Source organism: Massilia sp. CCM 8734 (assembly GCF_011682155.1).
Lineage (GTDB): Bacteria > Pseudomonadota > Gammaproteobacteria > Burkholderiales > Burkholderiaceae_D > Telluria_A > Telluria_A rubra.
Map to the genome: position 1 here is coordinate 176,312 of NZ_WHJI01000011.1, position 15,074 is coordinate 191,385.

A 15,074-nucleotide genomic window follows, 5' to 3' on the forward strand; every position below is an offset into this window, starting at 1 on the left:
CTTACTCTGTGTCTTTTTTGGCGACGCGCTTGATGACTTTCTTGACCGGCACGGCGTCGGCCGGGGCTTTCGGGGCCTTGACGGCGGCGGCGCGTTTCGGCGGCAGTGCCTTGAGGGCCTTGACGGCGGCTTCTTCGGTCTTGGTCGCGGCGACCTTGACCACTTTGCCGACGGCTTTCGACGCGACTTTTTTGGCTGGCGCTTTTTTGGCGGCGGCTGTGGTCTTGGCGGCGGCGGCTTTTTTGGCGGCTGGTTTGCGCTCGTTGACCGGCTTGACTTCAGGCGCTTCCTGGGTCGAGGCCAGGTGCTTCGACTTCGGCTTGACTTCGGCCGCTTCGGCCGCTTCCACGGTGCCCTTGCGCTTGGCCGCGCCGAGCTTGACCGGCTTGTCGCCCCAGATTTCTTCGAGACGGTAGTACTGGCGGATCGCCGGCTGCATGATGTGGACGATCATGTCGCCCAGATCGACCAGGACCCATTCGCCGGTGTCTTCGCCTTCGATGCCGATCACGTCGCCGCCGGCAGCCTTGACCTTGTCGCGCACGGAGGCGGCCAGCGCCTTGGTCTGACGGTTGGAGGTGCCGGAAACGACGGCGATGCGGTCAAAGAGGCTGGTCAGGTGAACGGTATCGAACACGGTAATGTCCTGGCCCTTCACGTCTTCGAGGGCGTCGACGACGAGGGTCTGCAGTTTTTTAATATCCATTAGATTTCGTATAAATTATGTTGTTGAATATAGTCTAGCACTACCGGGGAGATAAGCGAGTTTGCCTTCTCGCCCCGTTGTAATGCCGCACGAATCTGGGTGGCGGAGATGTCCACATCCAGCGTCTCGGCCAGGTAAGCCCTGCCGGACGGGGTGTTACGCAATTGCGCCAGGCTGCCCCGGCGCATGGTGAGTTCTTCGGCGACGGCCGCCGGCAATGCCGCATCGGCCATCGAAAATCCAGGGCGCGCAGCCACGCCGATATGGGCCAGTTCGAACAGCTGCCGCCATTCGCGCCAGCTGTCGAGCTGCTGCAACTGGTCGGACCCCATCAGGAATACGATCGATGCTTGCGGCCCGAGTTCGGCGCGTACGCTGCGCAAGGTGTCGATGGTGTAGGTCGGCGTTCCGCGTTCGATTTCCTGCAGGTCCAGCGTGACCGCCTGCGCAATATCGGCAGCCTCGCCGGCGAAGGCCAGGCGCAGCATGGCGATGCGGTCGGCGTCGCTCGCCTGCAAGCCGTTCTTTTGCCACGGACTGCCGGCCGGCAGGATGCGCAACTGGTCCGGTTCGAGCAGGGTGGCAAACAAGGTGGCCAGCGCCACATGACCGTTATGGACCGGGTCGAAACTGCCTCCCAGCAGTGCGACGCACAAGGTCACGTAAGAAGCCAGTCGCGATGGACCAGGAAGTCGCTGTACAGCTTCGCTTCGGCGCTGCCGGCTTCCGGATGCCAGTCGTAGCGCCACTTGACGATCGGCGGCATCGACATCAGGATCGCTTCGGTGCGTCCGCCCGACTGCAGGCCGAACAGGGTGCCGCGATCCCACACCAGGTTAAATTCGACATAGCGCCCGCGCCGGTAGGCCTGGAAGTCGCGTTCGCGCTCGCCGTACGGCGTGTCCTTGCGGGCCATCAGGATCGGCAGGTAAGCCTTGACGAAGGAGTCGCCCACGCTTTGCGTCATCGCGTACGAGAGGTCGAACCCGGCTTCGTTGAAGTCGTCGAAGAAAATCCCGCCCACGCCGCGTGGCTCCTTGCGGTGTTTCAGGTAAAAATAGTCGTCGCACCAGTGCTTGAAGCGCGCGTGCAGGGTGCTGCCGAAAGGCGCCAGCGCATCGTGGCAGGTCTGGTAGAAGTGGCGCGTATCGCCCTCGTCGCCATAGTAGGGCGTCAGGTCCATGCCGCCCCCGAACCACCACACCGGTTCTTCACCCGGCGCGGTGGCGGTGAAGAAGCGCACGTTCATATGGACGGTCGGCGCGTACGGATTGCGCGGGTGGACCACCAGCGACACGCCCATCGCTTCCCAGGCGCGGCCGGCCAGTTCGGGACGCGACGCCGCGGCCGAAGGCGGCAGGTTGGCGCCCATCACGTGCGAAAAATTGACGCCGCCGCGCTCCAGGACATTGCCTTCCTCGATCAGGCGCGAGATGCCGCCGCCGCCCTCGGGACGTTGCCATTCTTCGCGCAGGAAGGGCTTGCCGTCGGCTTCTTCGAGCGATTGCACGATGCGCGCTTGCAGGTCGAGTAGCCAGGCCTTGACGGCCGCAGGGGAGGGGGATGACATCGGGGAGCGGGATCGGGGAATAAAAATTGAGGACGAATTGTACACCGTGCCGGTGTTTTATGATATGTGCAGCATCGTTAAACTAAAAACCGTCGTTGTAAATGCCGTCGTCCCCGCGCAGGCGGGGACCCAAGTTGCTCGAACCGCCTGCGACCAGGCACGAACTTGGGTCCCCGCCTGCGCGGGGACGACGGTTTTGAGGCTAGTGGCCTAATCTTGGTATTTAACCTTCGTGCTTCATCTTAGTGCTTCAACCCGCGCCACCCAATATCGCGGCGGAACTGCGCGCCGTTGAAATGGATCTTGTCGACCGTTTCGTAAGCCTGCTTCTGCGCCATCTTGACGCTGTCGCCCAAGCCCACCACGCACAGCACGCGTCCACCGTTGGTCACCAGCTTGCCGTCAAGCTGCCGGGTACCCGCATGAAAGGTCACGCATTCCGGCGTCTCGGCGGGAATGCCGTCGATCACATCGCCCTTGCGCGGATCGTCCGGATAACCGGCGGCGGCCAGCACCACGCCCACCGCCGTGCGGCGGTCCCATTCCAGTTCGACCGTGTCGAGCGTGCCATTGACCGCATGCTCCATCACCGTCACCAGGTCGCTCTTGAGGCGCGCCATGATCGGCTGCGTCTCCGGGTCGCCCATGCGGCAGTTAAATTCCAGCGTCTTCGGATTGCCTTTGTCGTCGATCATCAGCCCTGCGTACAAAAAGCCGGTGAACGTAATGCCGTCCTTGGCCATGCCGTTGATGGTCGGGTTGATAATCTCGCGCATCACGCGCGCGTGCATGGCCGGCGTGACGATCGGCGCCGGCGAATACGCGCCCATGCCGCCCGTGTTCGGGCCTTCGTCGGCATCCTTCAGGCGCTTGTGATCCTGGCTGGTCGCCAGCGGCAAAATGTTTTTGCCGTCGCACATGACGATGAAGCTCGCTTCCTCGCCCGCCAAAAACTCTTCGATCACGATGCGCGCGCCGGCGTCGCCGAAGCGGTTATCAGCGAGCATATGGTCGACCGCCTGGTGCGCTTCTTCGAGCGTCATGGCGACGACCACGCCCTTGCCGGCAGCCAGGCCGTCGGCCTTGATGACGATCGGCGCGCCGTTGGCGTCGATGTAGGCGTGCGCCTCTCCCACGTCCGAAAACGTCTGGTAGGTCGCCGTCGGAATGCCGTGACGCTGCATGAACGCCTTGGCGAAGTCTTTCGAGCTTTCGAGCTGCGCCGCTTCCTTGGTGGGGCCGAAAATCTTCAGGCCGCGACCGCGGAACAGGTTGACGATGCCGGCCGCCAGCGGCGTTTCGGGGCCGACCACGGTCAGGGCGATGCCTTCGCGCTGGACGAATTCGGCCAGTTGCTCCGGGTCCGACAGTTCGACGTTGACGAGGCGGATGTCGCGCGCCGTGCCGCCATTGCCGGGGGCGACGTAGACCATCTGGATACGTTCGGATTGGGCCAGTTTCCAGGCCAGTGCATGTTCACGGCCGCCAGAGCCGACTACCAGGATTTTCATAGGAGCTTAATCTTCGATCAGGACGTTGGTATAGACTTCCTGCACATCGTCGAGGTTCTCGAGCGCGTCGAGAATTTTTTGCATCTTGATGCCGTCTTCGCCGCCGATCACGGTTTCGGTCGACGGCTTCATGATGATCTCGGCCACTTCGGCCTTGAAGCCGGCAGCTTCCAATGCTTCTTTCACGGCCGCGAAAGCGAACGGATCGCACAGCACTTCGAAGCCGCCTTCTTCGTCGGCCACCACGTCGTCGGCGCCGGCCTCCAGGGCCGCTTCCATCAACTTGTCTTCATCCACGCCGGGCGCGAACAGGAACTGGCCGCAGTGCTTGAACATGAACGCGACCGAACCTTCGGCACCCATGTTGCCGCCATGTTTGTTGAAGGCGTGCCGCACTTCGGCCACCGTGCGCACGCGGTTGTCGGTCATGCAGTCGACGATGATGGCCGCGCCGCCGATGCCGTAGCCTTCGTAGCGCACCTCTTCGTAGTTCACGCCTTCGAGTCCGCCCGAGCCGCGCAAGATCGCGCGCGTGACGTTCTCTTTCGGCATATTGGCGTCAGCCGCCTTGTCCACCGCCAGGCGCAGGCGCGGGTTGGTGGCGATGTCGGGGCCGCCCATGCGCGCGCCAACGGTGATTTCCTTGATCAATCGGGTCCAGATCTTGCCGCGCTTGGCGTCGGTGGCGGCCTTCTTGTGCTTGATATTGGCCCATTTGCTGTGTCCAGCCATGTCGAAATTTCCTTAGACGGTATGCATCAATGGCCGACATTTTACCATAGCGGCCTTGTCAAAATCCGCCGGCCTCCAGCCAGTTTGCGCGTTTCGTTCTACAATCGCTGCATGAACAAAAGCGCAACGGCCACCGCCGCCCACCCGACCCCGCGCCCGGCCTTGATGGCCGGCCTGACGCTGGCCATCGCGGGCGCGGTGCTGTTTTCGGCCAAGGCGGTGCTGGCCAAGCTGATGTACCGCTACCACGTCGACGCCGTCACCGTGCTCGCGTTCCGCATGCTGTTCTCGCTGCCGGTGTTCGCCGCCGTCGCCATCTGGAAGATGCGCAGCGAAGCGCCGCTGCCGGTGGCCGACCGCTGGCGCCTGGTGTTGCTGGGCGTGGTCGGCTACTACCTCTCCAGTTTTCTCGACTTCCTCGGCCTGCAATTTATCTCGGTCGGGCTGGAACGCCTGATCCTGTTCCTCACGCCGACGTTTGTCCTGCTCATTACCTCGGTGTTCCTCAAGCGGCACATCAGCCGCATCGAGTGGCTGGCGCTGCTCGTGTCGTACTGCGGCATCGTGCTGGTGTTCGTTCACGACCTGCAGGGCGGCGCCGGCAGCACAAGCATCGGCGCGTTGCTGGTATTGGGTTCGGCGCTGTCGTACGCGCTCTACCTGTTGATGTCGGGCGAGATGGTGCGCCGCATCGGCTCCCTGCGCCTGGTGGCGTATGCGATGTGCGTCTCGAGCGCGGTGTGCATCGGCCAGTTCTTCGTGCTGCGGCCCGCCTCGATGCTGGTGCAGCCGGCGGCGGTGTACTGGTACTCGCTGGCCAACGGGATTTTTTGCACCGTGCTGCCGGTCTTCATGACCATGATCGCGGTGCAGCGCATCGGCGCCTCCACCGCCTCGCAGGCCGGCATGATCGGCCCCGTCTCGACCCTGTTCCTCGGCGCGCTGGTGTTGGGCGAGCCGATCACCGCCGTACAACTGGGCGGCACCGCGATGGTGCTGGCGGGGATTTATATGCTGTCGAAGAAAAAATAGTCATCAGTCATTCACCATCAACCCGACCCATGAAAGCGACCGAATGAACCCCCCGACCATGCCCCGCATCGCCCTGATCGCGCACGACAAGAAGAAGGACGACATGATCGTGCTCGCCGGCGAGTACGTCGATTTCCTGCGTGGCTGCCAGCTGATGGCGACCGGCACCACCGGCGCGCGCCTGATCATGGAACTGGGGCTGGCGGTGGAACGCAAGGAGTCCGGTCCGTTCGGCGGCGACCTGCAGATCGGCGCGGCCCTGGTCGAAGGCCAGGTCGACGCGGTGGTGTTCCTGCGCGACCCGATGACGCCGCAGCCGCACGAACCGGACATCAACGCGCTGGTGCGCGCCTGCGACGTCCACAATGTCGCTTGCGCCACCAATTTGTCGAGCGCCCATGTGCTGCTCTCGCACCTCAGGCTGGCGGCCGCGCAATCCATCCCAGAACCAGAAACAGACAGGAGTCCAGCATGATGGCAAAAGCAATCCGCATGAACCGCACCGGCGGTCCCGAAGTGATGGAATACGTCGACGTGGAAGTGGGCGAGCCCGGACCGGGCGAAGCGCGCGTGCGCCACGCCGCCTGCGGCATCAATTTTATCGACGTGTACTTCCGCACCGGTTTGTATCCGCAGCCGCTGCCGGCGGGCCTGGGCATGGAAGGCGCGGGCGTGGTCGAGGCGATCGGCGAGGGCGTGACCGAGGTGGCCGTGGGCGACCGCGTGGCCTACGCCGGCCGTCCGAACGGGGCTTACTGCGAGGTGCGCAACATGCCGTCCGCGCTGCTGCTGCGCTTACCAAGCGCGATCTCGTTCGAGACCGGCGCCGCCATGATGCTGCAGGGGCTGACCGTGCAGTACCTGTTCCGCCGCACCGTGCCGCTCAAGCGCGGCGACACCATCTTGTTCCACGCGGCCGCCGGCGGCGTGGGCCTGATCGCTTCGCAGTGGGCGCGCGCGCTGGGCGTGAACATGATCGGCACCGTCGGTTCCGACGAAAAAGCGGCGCTGGCCAAGGCCGCCGGCTGCAGCCATGTCATCAACTACAACACCGAGGATTTCGTGGCGCGCGTGATGGAGATCACCAACGGCGAAAAAGTCTCGGTGGTGTACGACTCGATCGGCAAGGACACCTTTATCAAGTCGCTCGACTGCCTGCGCCCGCTGGGGATGATGGTCAGCTTCGGCAGCGCCTCCGGCCCGGTGCCCGATTTTTCGCTGGCCGAACTGTCTTCGCGCGGCTCGCTGTTCATCACCCGCCCGACCCTGTTCAGCTACGCCGCCAGGCGCGCCGACCTCGAAGCGATGGCCGCCGACCTGTTCGCGGTGGTCGCCAGCGGCGAGGTGAAGATCGCTGTCCACCAGACCTACAAGCTGGCCGACGCCGCGCAGGCGCATATCGACCTTGAAGCGCGCAAGACGACCGGTTCGTCGATCCTGGTGCCATGAGCGCGCCGGATGGCAAGCCCGACGACGGCTCGCCCAAGTTCGGGCGCCTGTTGATCGCTCTGGTGCTGGCGGTGCTGCTGATCGTCGGCATCACCTTCGGTTCGGAAGCGTGGCTCGGCCATCCATGAAACAACGCGCTCCGTGGAGCGCGTTGTTTGTGATGCCGGCCAATCAGCCTTCGCGTTTCAGTTCGACCCGCCGCGCCACCCCGCTCACGCCCGGGAATTCGGCAAAGGCGCTGTGCACCAGCGCCGGCATCAGCGCCGGGGTGGACATGTTGCGGCTCATGTTATGCACGGTGACATCGAACAGGCGCTTGCCGTCGGGGATGGACTTGATGCCGACCTGCAGTTCGCGCCGGTACTGGTGATCGATGCGTTCGCGGTACATCGGCGCGCCGGTCCAGAACGGATCGTAGAAGGGGCTGTGCCAGCCGCCCCAGTAGCGCCGCGCGCCCCAGTGGCGGCCGCGATAGCCGTAACCGCCGAAGGCGAAGCGCGGGCTGGCGTAAAAGAAGGGATCGACCACTTCGACGATGCGCACCGGGATATCGGTGGTGGTGAAGCGCATCGAGATTCTCAGGGTCGGCTTGCCGCTTTCGCCGGCGTCGCGAAAACCCAGGCGCGTCAGCTCGCCGCGCACCAGGTTCTGGTAGCTGCGCAGTTCGAGCGTGTCGTCCTGCACCGGCGGCGCTTCGAACACATAGGTCTTGTCCTGCAGCTCGGCCGGCCACTGGTGGAAGGTGGTCACATCGCTGCGGATGGTGCTCGCGCAGCCTCCCAGCAGCAGGGTCAGCGCCGCACCGGCGGCCATCAATAATCGTCTCATCGCATTACTCCCATGACGCTACTCCCATCACTCAAAACGGATTTCACCGAAACTAACTTTATGGCTCACAGTCTATTTTCGCAGAATTTTTACAAGTTGTTACCCGCATTCACACTGCGATACAGACAAATGCGAGGCAATCCGAAGCAATGAGGCGCGGCGCAAGCTTGTGGTATTGGTAAAATAGACTCCCGACTCACTGTCCCTTCCGAGATCCCATGCGCACAGACACTCCGCAAACCATCTATCGCAAAGATTACTCCCCGCCCGGCTTTATGGTGGAAACGGTCGAACTTGGCTTTGATCTCGACCCGCAGCGCACCATCGTCGCCAGCCGCCTGACCATGACGCGCAATCCGGAGAGCAAGGTGCGCGAGATTGAGTTGCACGGAGAAAATATCGTCCTGGTGGCGCTGCGCATGAACGGCAAGACCCTGTCCAAGCGCGATTACCGCCTCGACGACAAGATGCTGGTCATCCCCAACGCGCCCGACGCCGTGACCCTGGAAATCGAAACCCTGACGACACCGGTCAAGAATACGACCTTGAACGGGTTGTACGTATCGAACGGCAACTTTTTCACCCAATGCGAGGCGGAAGGTTTCCGCAACATCACGTATTTCCCCGACCGTCCCGACGTGATGGCGAAATACACGGTGATGTTGCGCGCCGATAAGGCCACCTATCCGGTGCTGCTGTCGAACGGCAACCTGATCGAAGAGGGCGAACTCGGCGATGGGCGCCACTTTGCCAAATGGGAAGACCCGTTCAAGAAGCCATCGTACCTGTTCGCGCTGGTGGCGGCGCGCCTGGTGTGCCAGGAAGAAACGTTCAAACTGGCCGACGGCCGTTCGGCGCTGTTGCAGGTATGGGTCGAAGAGGGCAATCTCGACAAGACCGATTACGCCATGCAGTCGCTCAAGAACTCGATTCGCTGGGATGAAGCGCGTTTCGGGCTCGAACTCGACCTGGACCGCTTCATGATCGTCGCCGTGGGCGACTTCAACATGGGCGCGATGGAAAACAAGGGCCTGAACATCTTCAACACCAAGTTCGTGCTGGCCAACCCGCGCGTGGCGACCGATATCGACTACGCCGGTATCGAAGCGGTGGTCGGGCACGAGTATTTCCACAACTGGACCGGCAACCGCATCACGTGCCGCGACTGGTTCCAGCTGTCGCTGAAAGAAGGGCTGACGGTGTTCCGCGACCAGGAATTCTCGGCCGACATGATCGGCACCGAGAGCGGGCGCGCGGTAACCCGCATCGACCAGGTGCGCACCCTGCGCCAGGCCCAGTTTCCGGAAGACGCGGGGCCGATGGCGCATCCGGTGCGGCCCGATTCTTTTGTGGAAATCAATAACTTCTACACCGTCACTGTCTACGAAAAAGGCGCGGAAGTGGTGCGCATGTACCAGACCCTGCTCGGGCGCGAACGCTTCCGCAAGGGGATGGACCTGTATTTCGAACGGCATGACGGCCAGGCCGTGACCTGCGACGACTTTCGCGCCGCCATGGCCGATGCGGGCGGGCGCGACCTGTCGCAGTTCGAGCGCTGGTACAGCCAGGCCGGCACGCCCGTGGTGCGCGCCGAAGGACGCTACGACGGCGACGCTCAAACCTACGAGCTGACCCTGACCCAGCGCTGCCCGGCCACGCCCGGCCAGGAAAACAAGCTGCCGTTTCATATTCCGGTGGCGGTGGGCCTGCTCGGCGCCGACGGGCGCGACCTGCACCTGAACGTCGATGGCCTTGACGCCGTGACCGCCGTGCTGGAACTGACCGACGCCACTCGCACCTTCCGCTTTACCGGTGTGAAGGAAGCGCCGACGCCATCGATCCTGCGCGATTTTTCGGCGCCCGTGGTGCTGGAATACGATTACACCGATACCGAACTGCTGCACCTGTTCAGCCACGACAGCGACCCGGTCAACCGCTGGGAAGCGGGCCAGCGCCTGGCCATGGCGCGCCTGCTCAAGCTCACAAGCGCCGTGGCCGCGGGCGACACGCTTGAACTGGACAGCACCTTCATCGAAGCGCTGCGCAAGATCCTGGCCGACGAATCGCTCGATGCCGCCTTCCGCGAGCAAGCCTTGCTGCTGCCGTCCGAGAGCATGATCGCCGACCAGATGGAGGTGGTTAATCCGCAGGCCATCCACCAGGCGCGCCAGTTCGTGCGGCGCACCGTCGGCGAGGCGCTGCGCGTCGAGCTGCGCGCACAGTACGACGCCAACCAGACCCCGGGCGCGTACAGTCCCGATGCCTTGTCGGCGGGGCGACGCGGCCTGAAGAACCTGGCCCTGGCCTACCTGGCGTCCACCTCCGGCGAAGACAGTATCGCGCTGGCGCAGGCGCAGTTCGACAACGCCAGCAACATGACCGACCGGGTGGCCGCGCTGGCGGCCCTGATCCACTCCGGCGCTGGCTCGGCGCAGGCTGCGCTGCAAGCGTTCTACGCCGATTTCGACAACGAGGCGCTGGTGATCGACAAGTGGTTCGCGATGCAGGCCTCGGCCCCGGCCACCGACGTGGCGGCGGTGCGCGAGTTGATGCGCCATGCGGCCTTCAACATCAAGAATCCGAACCGCGCGCGCAGCCTGGTATTTACATTCTGCGTCGGCAATCCGTCGCAGTTCCACGCGCCCGACGGCAGTGGCTACGCCTTCTGGGCCGAGCAGGTAATCGCGCTCGACGCCCTGAACCCGCAAGTGGCCAGCCGCCTGGCGCGCTCGATGGACCGCTGGCGCAGGTACGCGCCGGCCCTGCAGGCGCACATGAAGAAGGCCCTGCAGAAGGTCGCCGGCGTGAAAAAATTATCCAACGACGTGCGCGAAGTGGTGAGCAAGGCGCTCGCCAATTAATCGCCGCGATCGGCACAGTATATTAAACACACCAAAGGGAAGTGAATGAAACGCGTCAGTCTCACGCAACACCTGGTCGAAGAACAACGGCTGCATAACTCCATTCCGGCCGAACTGCGCCTGCTGATCGAAGTGGTCGCGCGCGCCTGCAAGACCATCAGCCATTCGGTCGGCAAGGGAGCGCTCGGCGATATTCTCGGCAGCGCCGACACCGAGAACATCCAGGGCGAAGTGCAGAAAAAGCTGGACGTGATCTCGAACGAGATCCTGCTGGAGGCAAATGAATGGGGCGGCCACCTGGCGGCGATGGCGTCGGAAGAGATGGAATCGATCCATCCGATCCCGAACCGTTATCCGATGGGCGAATACATGCTCTTGTTCGACCCGCTCGACGGCTCGTCCAACATCGACGTCAACGTCTCGATCGGCACCATCTTCTCGGTGCTCAAGGCGCCTGAAGGCATGGGCACGCCAACCGAAGCGGACTTCATGCAGGCCGGTAGCATGCAGGTCGCCGCCGGTTACGCCGTGTACGGCCCGCAGACCATGCTGGTGCTCACCACCGGCAATGGCGTGAACTGCTTCACCCTGGACCGCGAAATGGGTTCCTGGGTGCTGACCCAGCGCCACATGATGATTCCCGAAGCGACCAAGGAATTCGCGATCAACATGTCGAACCAGCGCCACTGGCATGCGCCGGTGCAGCGCTATGTCGACGAGCTGCTGGCTGGATCGACCGGCGTGCGCGGCAAGGATTTCAATATGCGCTGGATCGCTTCGATGGTGGCCGACGTGCACCGCATCCTGAACCGCGGCGGCATCTTCATGTATCCGGCCGATACGCGCGACACGTCGATGCCGGGCAAACTGCGCCTGATGTACGAAGCCAATCCGATGGCGATGATCGTCGAGCAGGCCGGCGGCGCCGCCACCGACGGACGCACCCGTATCCTCGATATCGCGCCGCACAAGCTGCACCAGCGAGTGCCCGTGTTCCTCGGTTCGAAGAGCGAAGTTGAGCGCGTGAGCAGCTATCACGCCGAGTAAAACTGGTTTTTTTAACAAAAAACCGAAAGAACGCGCATTCGGACTAGCAATTTTGCCGGGTTGTTTGCTAGAATACGCGTCTTCGCCGATTTAGCTCAGTTGGTAGAGCAGTTCATTCGTAATGAAAAGGTCGCCAGTTCGATTCCGGCAATCGGCACCAAGTATATGCAGTAAGTCAGAACCCGCACGCCTCACGGCGTAGCGGGTTTTTTCTTGCGGGTGGCCGCTGTTGGCGGGGGACGGTGTTCATGGTGTTGTCAGGGCTCTGTCGATGGGCGCAGGATTGGGATCGGTAACAGCGTTTTTCCGCCCTGCGCGCGGGCGGTGTTTTTGCCGGATTCGAAGCTGCTGATCATGCCCGACAGTAGCGTCGCGTTGAAGGCGGCGACCCCGAACACGGTTGCCAGGGATGCCGTGATGGCGGTGATGATGACCGTTTTCTTGAGGTCTTTCATGTCGGCCTTGATCTCAAGGTAGTGGCGATCCATGTTGTCAAAGCGCTCATCGAGGCGTTTTTCGTATTCAGCGCGCCGCTCCGCCTCCAGGCGCCGGTACTCGACCCACTGTTCCCGCGCCTCACACTGGTGCTCGACTTCCCGTTGTTCGCGCTCGGCCGACTGGCGACGGTGCTCGGCCCATAGCTCCGCTTCGACACGTTGACGTTCTTTTCGTTCTTCGAGCTCGGCTTGATGCCATTGCGCTTGCGTTTGCCGCCATTCGGCGTCGGCTTTCTTGTATTCCGCTTCCAGGCGTTCGCGTTCCTTTTTGCTTTCGGCTTCGGCTTGCTTGCGTTCAGCTTCCAGGCGTTCGCGTTCCTTTTTGCTTTCGGCTTCGGCTTGCTTGCGTTCAGCTTCCAGGCGCTCGCGTTCCTTTTTGCTTTCGGCTTCGGCATGCTGGCGTTCAGCTTCCAGGCGCTCGCGTTCCTTCGCGCTCTCGGCTTCCCGGCGTTCGCGTTCTCTCCTGATTTCCTCTCGTTGTTCTACTTCCAGTCGATAGCGCTCGGCACGCTCCGCGTCCAGGCGCGCATGCTCGGCCCGTTGTTGTTCGCGCCACTCTGCTTCCAGCCGCGCCCGTTCAGCCCGACGCTCGGCGTCTATGCGGTCGCGTTCGTCCATCCGCAGGACCAGCGTTTGGACATTCGCGTCGATCAAGGACATGCGTGTCTCCGCCCAGCTTCTGTGGGCTGCCAGGCGTGACTCGATCTCCTCGCGTGATGGTCCGTTCATCAGTCAAGCATAACGTCGTGCCGACCAGCGTCAAGACCGCGCGTTTGAGGCAGCGCAATGCAGATACCCACTTTACCTATTCGCCCGACTAATTTTTATGGCGAGTAGTCCGACTGATAATTCGACGTGCGACGACGGCCGACAGGCGCGTCAACATGCCCGCACAGGGCGGGCGCGGTGAGGTAGGTCGACAGTGAAATCCATCCCTTGGATGCCCGCAGGCGTCCTCAGACGCGATTCATCAAGGTGCGCGCTTCCTGCCGGACCACGCGTCCGACGATGATGCATTCGCCGCCGCGGCAGGCGCGCCGGTGGTAGGCCGGGTCCGGATTCATGGAAGACAGGTACCATTCGCGGCCCTCGCGCACCAGTTGCTTGACCACGGCTTCGCCATCGAAATTTACCGCGTACAACTCGTTGTTGATCGGTTTGGTGTCGGCAATATTGATGACGACCACATCGCCTTCGATCATCAGCGGCCACATGCTGTCGCCCTTGACGCTGATGGCCAGCAGGCATTGCGGCACCAGGTCGTTTTTCTCGATGAAGCGGCGCGGCAGATTGATGGTGGTGTCGGTTTGATCCTCCTGCGATGCCTCGAAGCCCATGACGCCGGCGCGCAAGGTCAGGCTGACCTTCTTGATGGGGATGGTCTCGTCCTGATCGGCATCGATCGTGATGCGCCTGCCGACCAGGCGGAAATCGTTCTCGCGCGACTGCGCCATGGCCATCGCATCCTTGGCTGCGGCGTAATCGTCCGCGTGCGAGGCCAGCGCGGCGCTGAAGGCGGAGATCGGCACGCCCAGCAGTTTCGAAAACTTGATGGCGACGTCGATATTCAAGGGGATTTTGCCGTTGAGATATTGGTTCAACGCGCTTTGGCCGAACTCCATCTGGTTGGCGGCGGCTTCCTGGGACGCAGGCAGCCCTTGGCTGCGGCGCGCGTGTTGCCACTCAATGAAGAGTTGCTTGAGCTGCGCTGCTTCCGCGAGCTCGTGTTGGTTTAGGGGGAGGGCTGGCATACACCGAACAATATAAGGAAAACTAATAAAAAGCAATCAGTCTGACTGTTGACAAACGTGATTAGTAAGACTAATATACTACTTATGAACACAGCGATATCTGTCCGGATTTTACCCGGCTTTACCAGCGCCTTGCTGCGTCCGGAGCTCACGGTCACCAGCCGCGCGCGCGGCCGGTGCAAGTCTTCTGACGCGGCCATCCGGCCGAGCCTGCGTGTTGCGCCGGTGGCTGGCACGATCGGTCCAGGCGATGGATGTGGGCCACCGGTACCCGCGCGCCGTGCTGCGCGCCGGGCCTGATCCGGCAGTTCGACCAGTTTGACCCCAAGTCCGGCGTCATTGCAGTTGCAATGGCGGCCGCCCCGCCACGCCCGCGCCAGCGGGAGGCATTCCACCAAGGAGAACAGATGACCGTCCAACCAGAACTCAATCACGAAGCGCGCCAGTTGCTCGCCGTCGCATGCGCCTGGCGAGAGAGCCGCAACGCCGCCGTCGCCGCCGGTGGCGTGATCGGGGAATTAACCGCGCTGCGCCATCGCCTCGACGGCGATGCCCTGGCCCAAGCCATCGACACTTACTGGAGGGCAGCATGAGACGTTATCTGGTTGATCAACTGCGTTGCAACATCCTGGCCGCGCTCGCGCACGGTCCCACGCAAGTCGCCCCGCTGGCCCAACGCCTGGGCGCCGACGCCGAAAAGGTGCGCCAGCAATGCCTGGAGCTGTTCCGCGAAGGCGCCATCGGGCGCGATCCGCGCACGCGGCGCGCGCACATGGTATACCGGGCCGCCGGCCTGCCCGATCCTACCGAACCGGATCCGCACCCGATCCAGCGCGTCCTGGCGTCGGAATGGAAGGGCCATCCTTACCGCGATCCGCTGGTTGCCGCGCTGTTCGGCCCGACGGGGAGGGCGCATGGGGCCGGTTTTGGCTTGTCGCATCATGGCGGCCATCGGGCCGACTGCTAGTCTTACTGTGTCACAAAGTAAGTTTAATCTGAAAGCAGCAAGGGCAACGCTGTAGTTGAGTTGCGATTGCACTGGCGATGAGCGCGCGTAGCGTTGTAATGGAGTCAGGGACATGACGTTGCG

At 62.8% G+C, this 15,074-nt stretch carries 16 protein-coding genes and 1 tRNA gene; 9 read left to right on the plus strand and 8 right to left on the minus strand.

Annotated features, from left to right (window positions below):
* Nucleotide 1: 1 nt before the first annotated feature.
* The 5 genes from rsfS to F2P46_RS12965 all read right to left on the minus strand — a co-directional run bounded on the left by rsfS (nucleotide 2) and on the right by F2P46_RS12965 (nucleotide 4,519).
* A complete protein-coding gene (rsfS, locus tag F2P46_RS12945; RefSeq protein WP_166889873.1) occupies nucleotides 2-706 on the minus strand; it encodes a ribosome silencing factor in 705 nt (234 codons plus the stop codon).
* The gene (locus F2P46_RS12950) at nucleotides 706-1,368 is read right to left on the minus strand and encodes a nicotinate-nucleotide adenylyltransferase (protein WP_166889876.1); all 663 of its coding nucleotides are present in this window, start codon (nucleotides 1,366-1,368) and stop codon (nucleotides 706-708) included. The genes rsfS and F2P46_RS12950 overlap by 1 nt, the downstream gene beginning before the upstream one ends.
* Nucleotides 1,365-2,276: an oxygen-dependent coproporphyrinogen oxidase gene (gene hemF / locus F2P46_RS12955; protein ID WP_166889879.1), complete on the minus strand. Its 912-nt coding sequence runs from the start codon at nucleotides 2,274-2,276 to the stop codon at nucleotides 1,365-1,367. The genes F2P46_RS12950 and hemF overlap by 4 nt, the downstream gene beginning before the upstream one ends.
* A gap of 242 nt (nucleotides 2,277-2,518) precedes the next feature.
* Nucleotides 2,519-3,787, minus strand: a complete 1,269-nt coding sequence (gene purD / locus F2P46_RS12960) for a phosphoribosylamine--glycine ligase (RefSeq protein ID WP_166889882.1) — start codon at nucleotides 3,785-3,787, stop codon at nucleotides 2,519-2,521.
* 6 nt (nucleotides 3,788-3,793) lie between these two features.
* Complete coding sequence (locus F2P46_RS12965) at nucleotides 3,794-4,519, minus strand: YebC/PmpR family DNA-binding transcriptional regulator (RefSeq protein WP_166889885.1); 726 nt, start codon at nucleotides 4,517-4,519, stop codon at nucleotides 3,794-3,796.
* 111 nt (nucleotides 4,520-4,630) lie between these two features.
* On the opposite strand from F2P46_RS12965, the gene F2P46_RS12970 reads away from it, so the two are divergent.
* Genes F2P46_RS12970 through F2P46_RS38245 form a run of 4 tightly spaced genes read left to right on the plus strand, consistent with a single transcriptional unit; the run spans nucleotide 4,631 to nucleotide 7,128 of the window.
* The gene (locus tag F2P46_RS12970; RefSeq protein ID WP_166889888.1) at nucleotides 4,631-5,551 is read left to right on the plus strand and encodes a DMT family transporter; all 921 of its coding nucleotides are present in this window, start codon (nucleotides 4,631-4,633) and stop codon (nucleotides 5,549-5,551) included.
* A 43-nt stretch (nucleotides 5,552-5,594) separates the two neighbouring features.
* A complete protein-coding gene (locus F2P46_RS12975; protein ID WP_166889891.1) occupies nucleotides 5,595-6,026 on the plus strand; it encodes a methylglyoxal synthase in 432 nt (143 codons plus the stop codon).
* The gene (locus tag F2P46_RS12980) at nucleotides 6,026-7,000 is read left to right on the plus strand and encodes a quinone oxidoreductase (protein ID WP_166889947.1); all 975 of its coding nucleotides are present in this window, start codon (nucleotides 6,026-6,028) and stop codon (nucleotides 6,998-7,000) included. The genes F2P46_RS12975 and F2P46_RS12980 overlap by 1 nt, the downstream gene beginning before the upstream one ends.
* Nucleotides 6,997-7,128, plus strand: coding sequence for a hypothetical protein (locus F2P46_RS38245; RefSeq protein WP_267875854.1), 132 nt, complete (start codon nucleotides 6,997-6,999; stop codon nucleotides 7,126-7,128). The genes F2P46_RS12980 and F2P46_RS38245 overlap by 4 nt, the downstream gene beginning before the upstream one ends.
* Nucleotides 7,129-7,171: 43 nt before the next feature.
* Here the strand turns inward: F2P46_RS38245 and F2P46_RS12985 are convergent, their stop codons facing one another.
* Nucleotides 7,172-7,828 carry a DUF4136 domain-containing protein gene (locus tag F2P46_RS12985; RefSeq protein ID WP_166889894.1) on the minus strand — a complete coding sequence of 219 codons (657 nt, stop codon included), beginning with the start codon at nucleotides 7,826-7,828 and terminating at the stop codon, nucleotides 7,172-7,174.
* A gap of 218 nt (nucleotides 7,829-8,046) precedes the next feature.
* Here F2P46_RS12985 and pepN point away from each other — a divergent pair, with 218 nt between their 5' ends.
* The 3 genes from pepN to F2P46_RS13000 all read left to right on the plus strand — a co-directional run bounded on the left by pepN (nucleotide 8,047) and on the right by F2P46_RS13000 (nucleotide 11,896).
* Nucleotides 8,047-10,689 carry an aminopeptidase N gene (pepN, locus tag F2P46_RS12990; protein WP_166889897.1) on the plus strand — a complete coding sequence of 881 codons (2,643 nt, stop codon included), beginning with the start codon at nucleotides 8,047-8,049 and terminating at the stop codon, nucleotides 10,687-10,689.
* Nucleotides 10,690-10,734: 45 nt separating this feature from the next.
* Nucleotides 10,735-11,736 carry a class 1 fructose-bisphosphatase gene (locus tag F2P46_RS12995; protein WP_166889899.1) on the plus strand — a complete coding sequence of 334 codons (1,002 nt, stop codon included), beginning with the start codon at nucleotides 10,735-10,737 and terminating at the stop codon, nucleotides 11,734-11,736.
* A gap of 84 nt (nucleotides 11,737-11,820) precedes the next feature.
* Nucleotides 11,821-11,896: transfer RNA gene (locus tag F2P46_RS13000), tRNA-Thr, on the plus strand.
* A gap of 97 nt (nucleotides 11,897-11,993) precedes the next feature.
* Here the strand turns inward: F2P46_RS13000 and F2P46_RS13005 are convergent.
* Nucleotides 11,994-12,893: a hypothetical protein gene (locus F2P46_RS13005; protein WP_166889902.1), complete on the minus strand. Its 900-nt coding sequence runs from the start codon at nucleotides 12,891-12,893 to the stop codon at nucleotides 11,994-11,996.
* 296 nt (nucleotides 12,894-13,189) lie between these two features.
* Nucleotides 13,190-13,984, minus strand: a complete 795-nt coding sequence (locus tag F2P46_RS13010; RefSeq protein WP_267875855.1) for an XRE family transcriptional regulator — start codon at nucleotides 13,982-13,984, stop codon at nucleotides 13,190-13,192.
* Between the two features lie 407 nt (nucleotides 13,985-14,391).
* On the opposite strand from F2P46_RS13010, the gene F2P46_RS13015 reads away from it, so the two are divergent.
* A complete protein-coding gene (locus F2P46_RS13015; protein ID WP_166889906.1) occupies nucleotides 14,392-14,577 on the plus strand; it encodes a hypothetical protein in 186 nt (61 codons plus the stop codon).
* Complete coding sequence (locus F2P46_RS13020) at nucleotides 14,574-14,951, plus strand: hypothetical protein (RefSeq protein ID WP_166889909.1); 378 nt, start codon at nucleotides 14,574-14,576, stop codon at nucleotides 14,949-14,951. Before F2P46_RS13015 ends, F2P46_RS13020 begins: the two co-directional genes overlap by 4 nt.
* Nucleotides 14,952-15,074 lie beyond the last annotated feature (123 nt).

What these genes read in the sequence shown, in the direction of transcription:
- F2P46_RS12970 (WP_166889888.1), top strand. Translation starts at nt 4,631, where the DNA reads ATGAACAAAAGCGCAACGGCCACCGCCGCCCACCCGACCCCGCGCCCG.
- F2P46_RS13015 (WP_166889906.1), top strand. Translation starts at nt 14,392, where the DNA reads ATGACCGTCCAACCAGAACTCAATCACGAAGCGCGCCAGTTGCTCGCC.
- F2P46_RS13020 (WP_166889909.1), top strand. Translation starts at nt 14,574, where the DNA reads ATGAGACGTTATCTGGTTGATCAACTGCGTTGCAACATCCTGGCCGCG.
- hemF (WP_166889879.1), bottom strand. Translation starts at nt 2,276, where the DNA reads ATGTCATCCCCCTCCCCTGCGGCCGTCAAGGCCTGGCTACTCGACCTG.
- F2P46_RS13005 (WP_166889902.1), bottom strand. Translation starts at nt 12,893, where the DNA reads ATGTCCTTGATCGACGCGAATGTCCAAACGCTGGTCCTGCGGATGGAC.
- pepN (WP_166889897.1), top strand. Translation starts at nt 8,047, where the DNA reads ATGCGCACAGACACTCCGCAAACCATCTATCGCAAAGATTACTCCCCG.
- F2P46_RS13010 (WP_267875855.1), bottom strand. Translation starts at nt 13,984, where the DNA reads ATGCCAGCCCTCCCCCTAAACCAACACGAGCTCGCGGAAGCAGCGCAG.
- F2P46_RS12975 (WP_166889891.1), top strand. Translation starts at nt 5,595, where the DNA reads ATGAACCCCCCGACCATGCCCCGCATCGCCCTGATCGCGCACGACAAG.
- F2P46_RS38245 (WP_267875854.1), top strand. Translation starts at nt 6,997, where the DNA reads ATGAGCGCGCCGGATGGCAAGCCCGACGACGGCTCGCCCAAGTTCGGG.
- F2P46_RS12965 (WP_166889885.1), bottom strand. Translation starts at nt 4,519, where the DNA reads ATGGCTGGACACAGCAAATGGGCCAATATCAAGCACAAGAAGGCCGCC.
- purD (WP_166889882.1), bottom strand. Translation starts at nt 3,787, where the DNA reads ATGAAAATCCTGGTAGTCGGCTCTGGCGGCCGTGAACATGCACTGGCC.
- rsfS (WP_166889873.1), bottom strand. Translation starts at nt 706, where the DNA reads ATGGATATTAAAAAACTGCAGACCCTCGTCGTCGACGCCCTCGAAGAC.
- F2P46_RS12995 (WP_166889899.1), top strand. Translation starts at nt 10,735, where the DNA reads ATGAAACGCGTCAGTCTCACGCAACACCTGGTCGAAGAACAACGGCTG.
- F2P46_RS12980 (WP_166889947.1), top strand. Translation starts at nt 6,026, where the DNA reads ATGGCAAAAGCAATCCGCATGAACCGCACCGGCGGTCCCGAAGTGATG.
- F2P46_RS12985 (WP_166889894.1), bottom strand. Translation starts at nt 7,828, where the DNA reads ATGAGACGATTATTGATGGCCGCCGGTGCGGCGCTGACCCTGCTGCTG.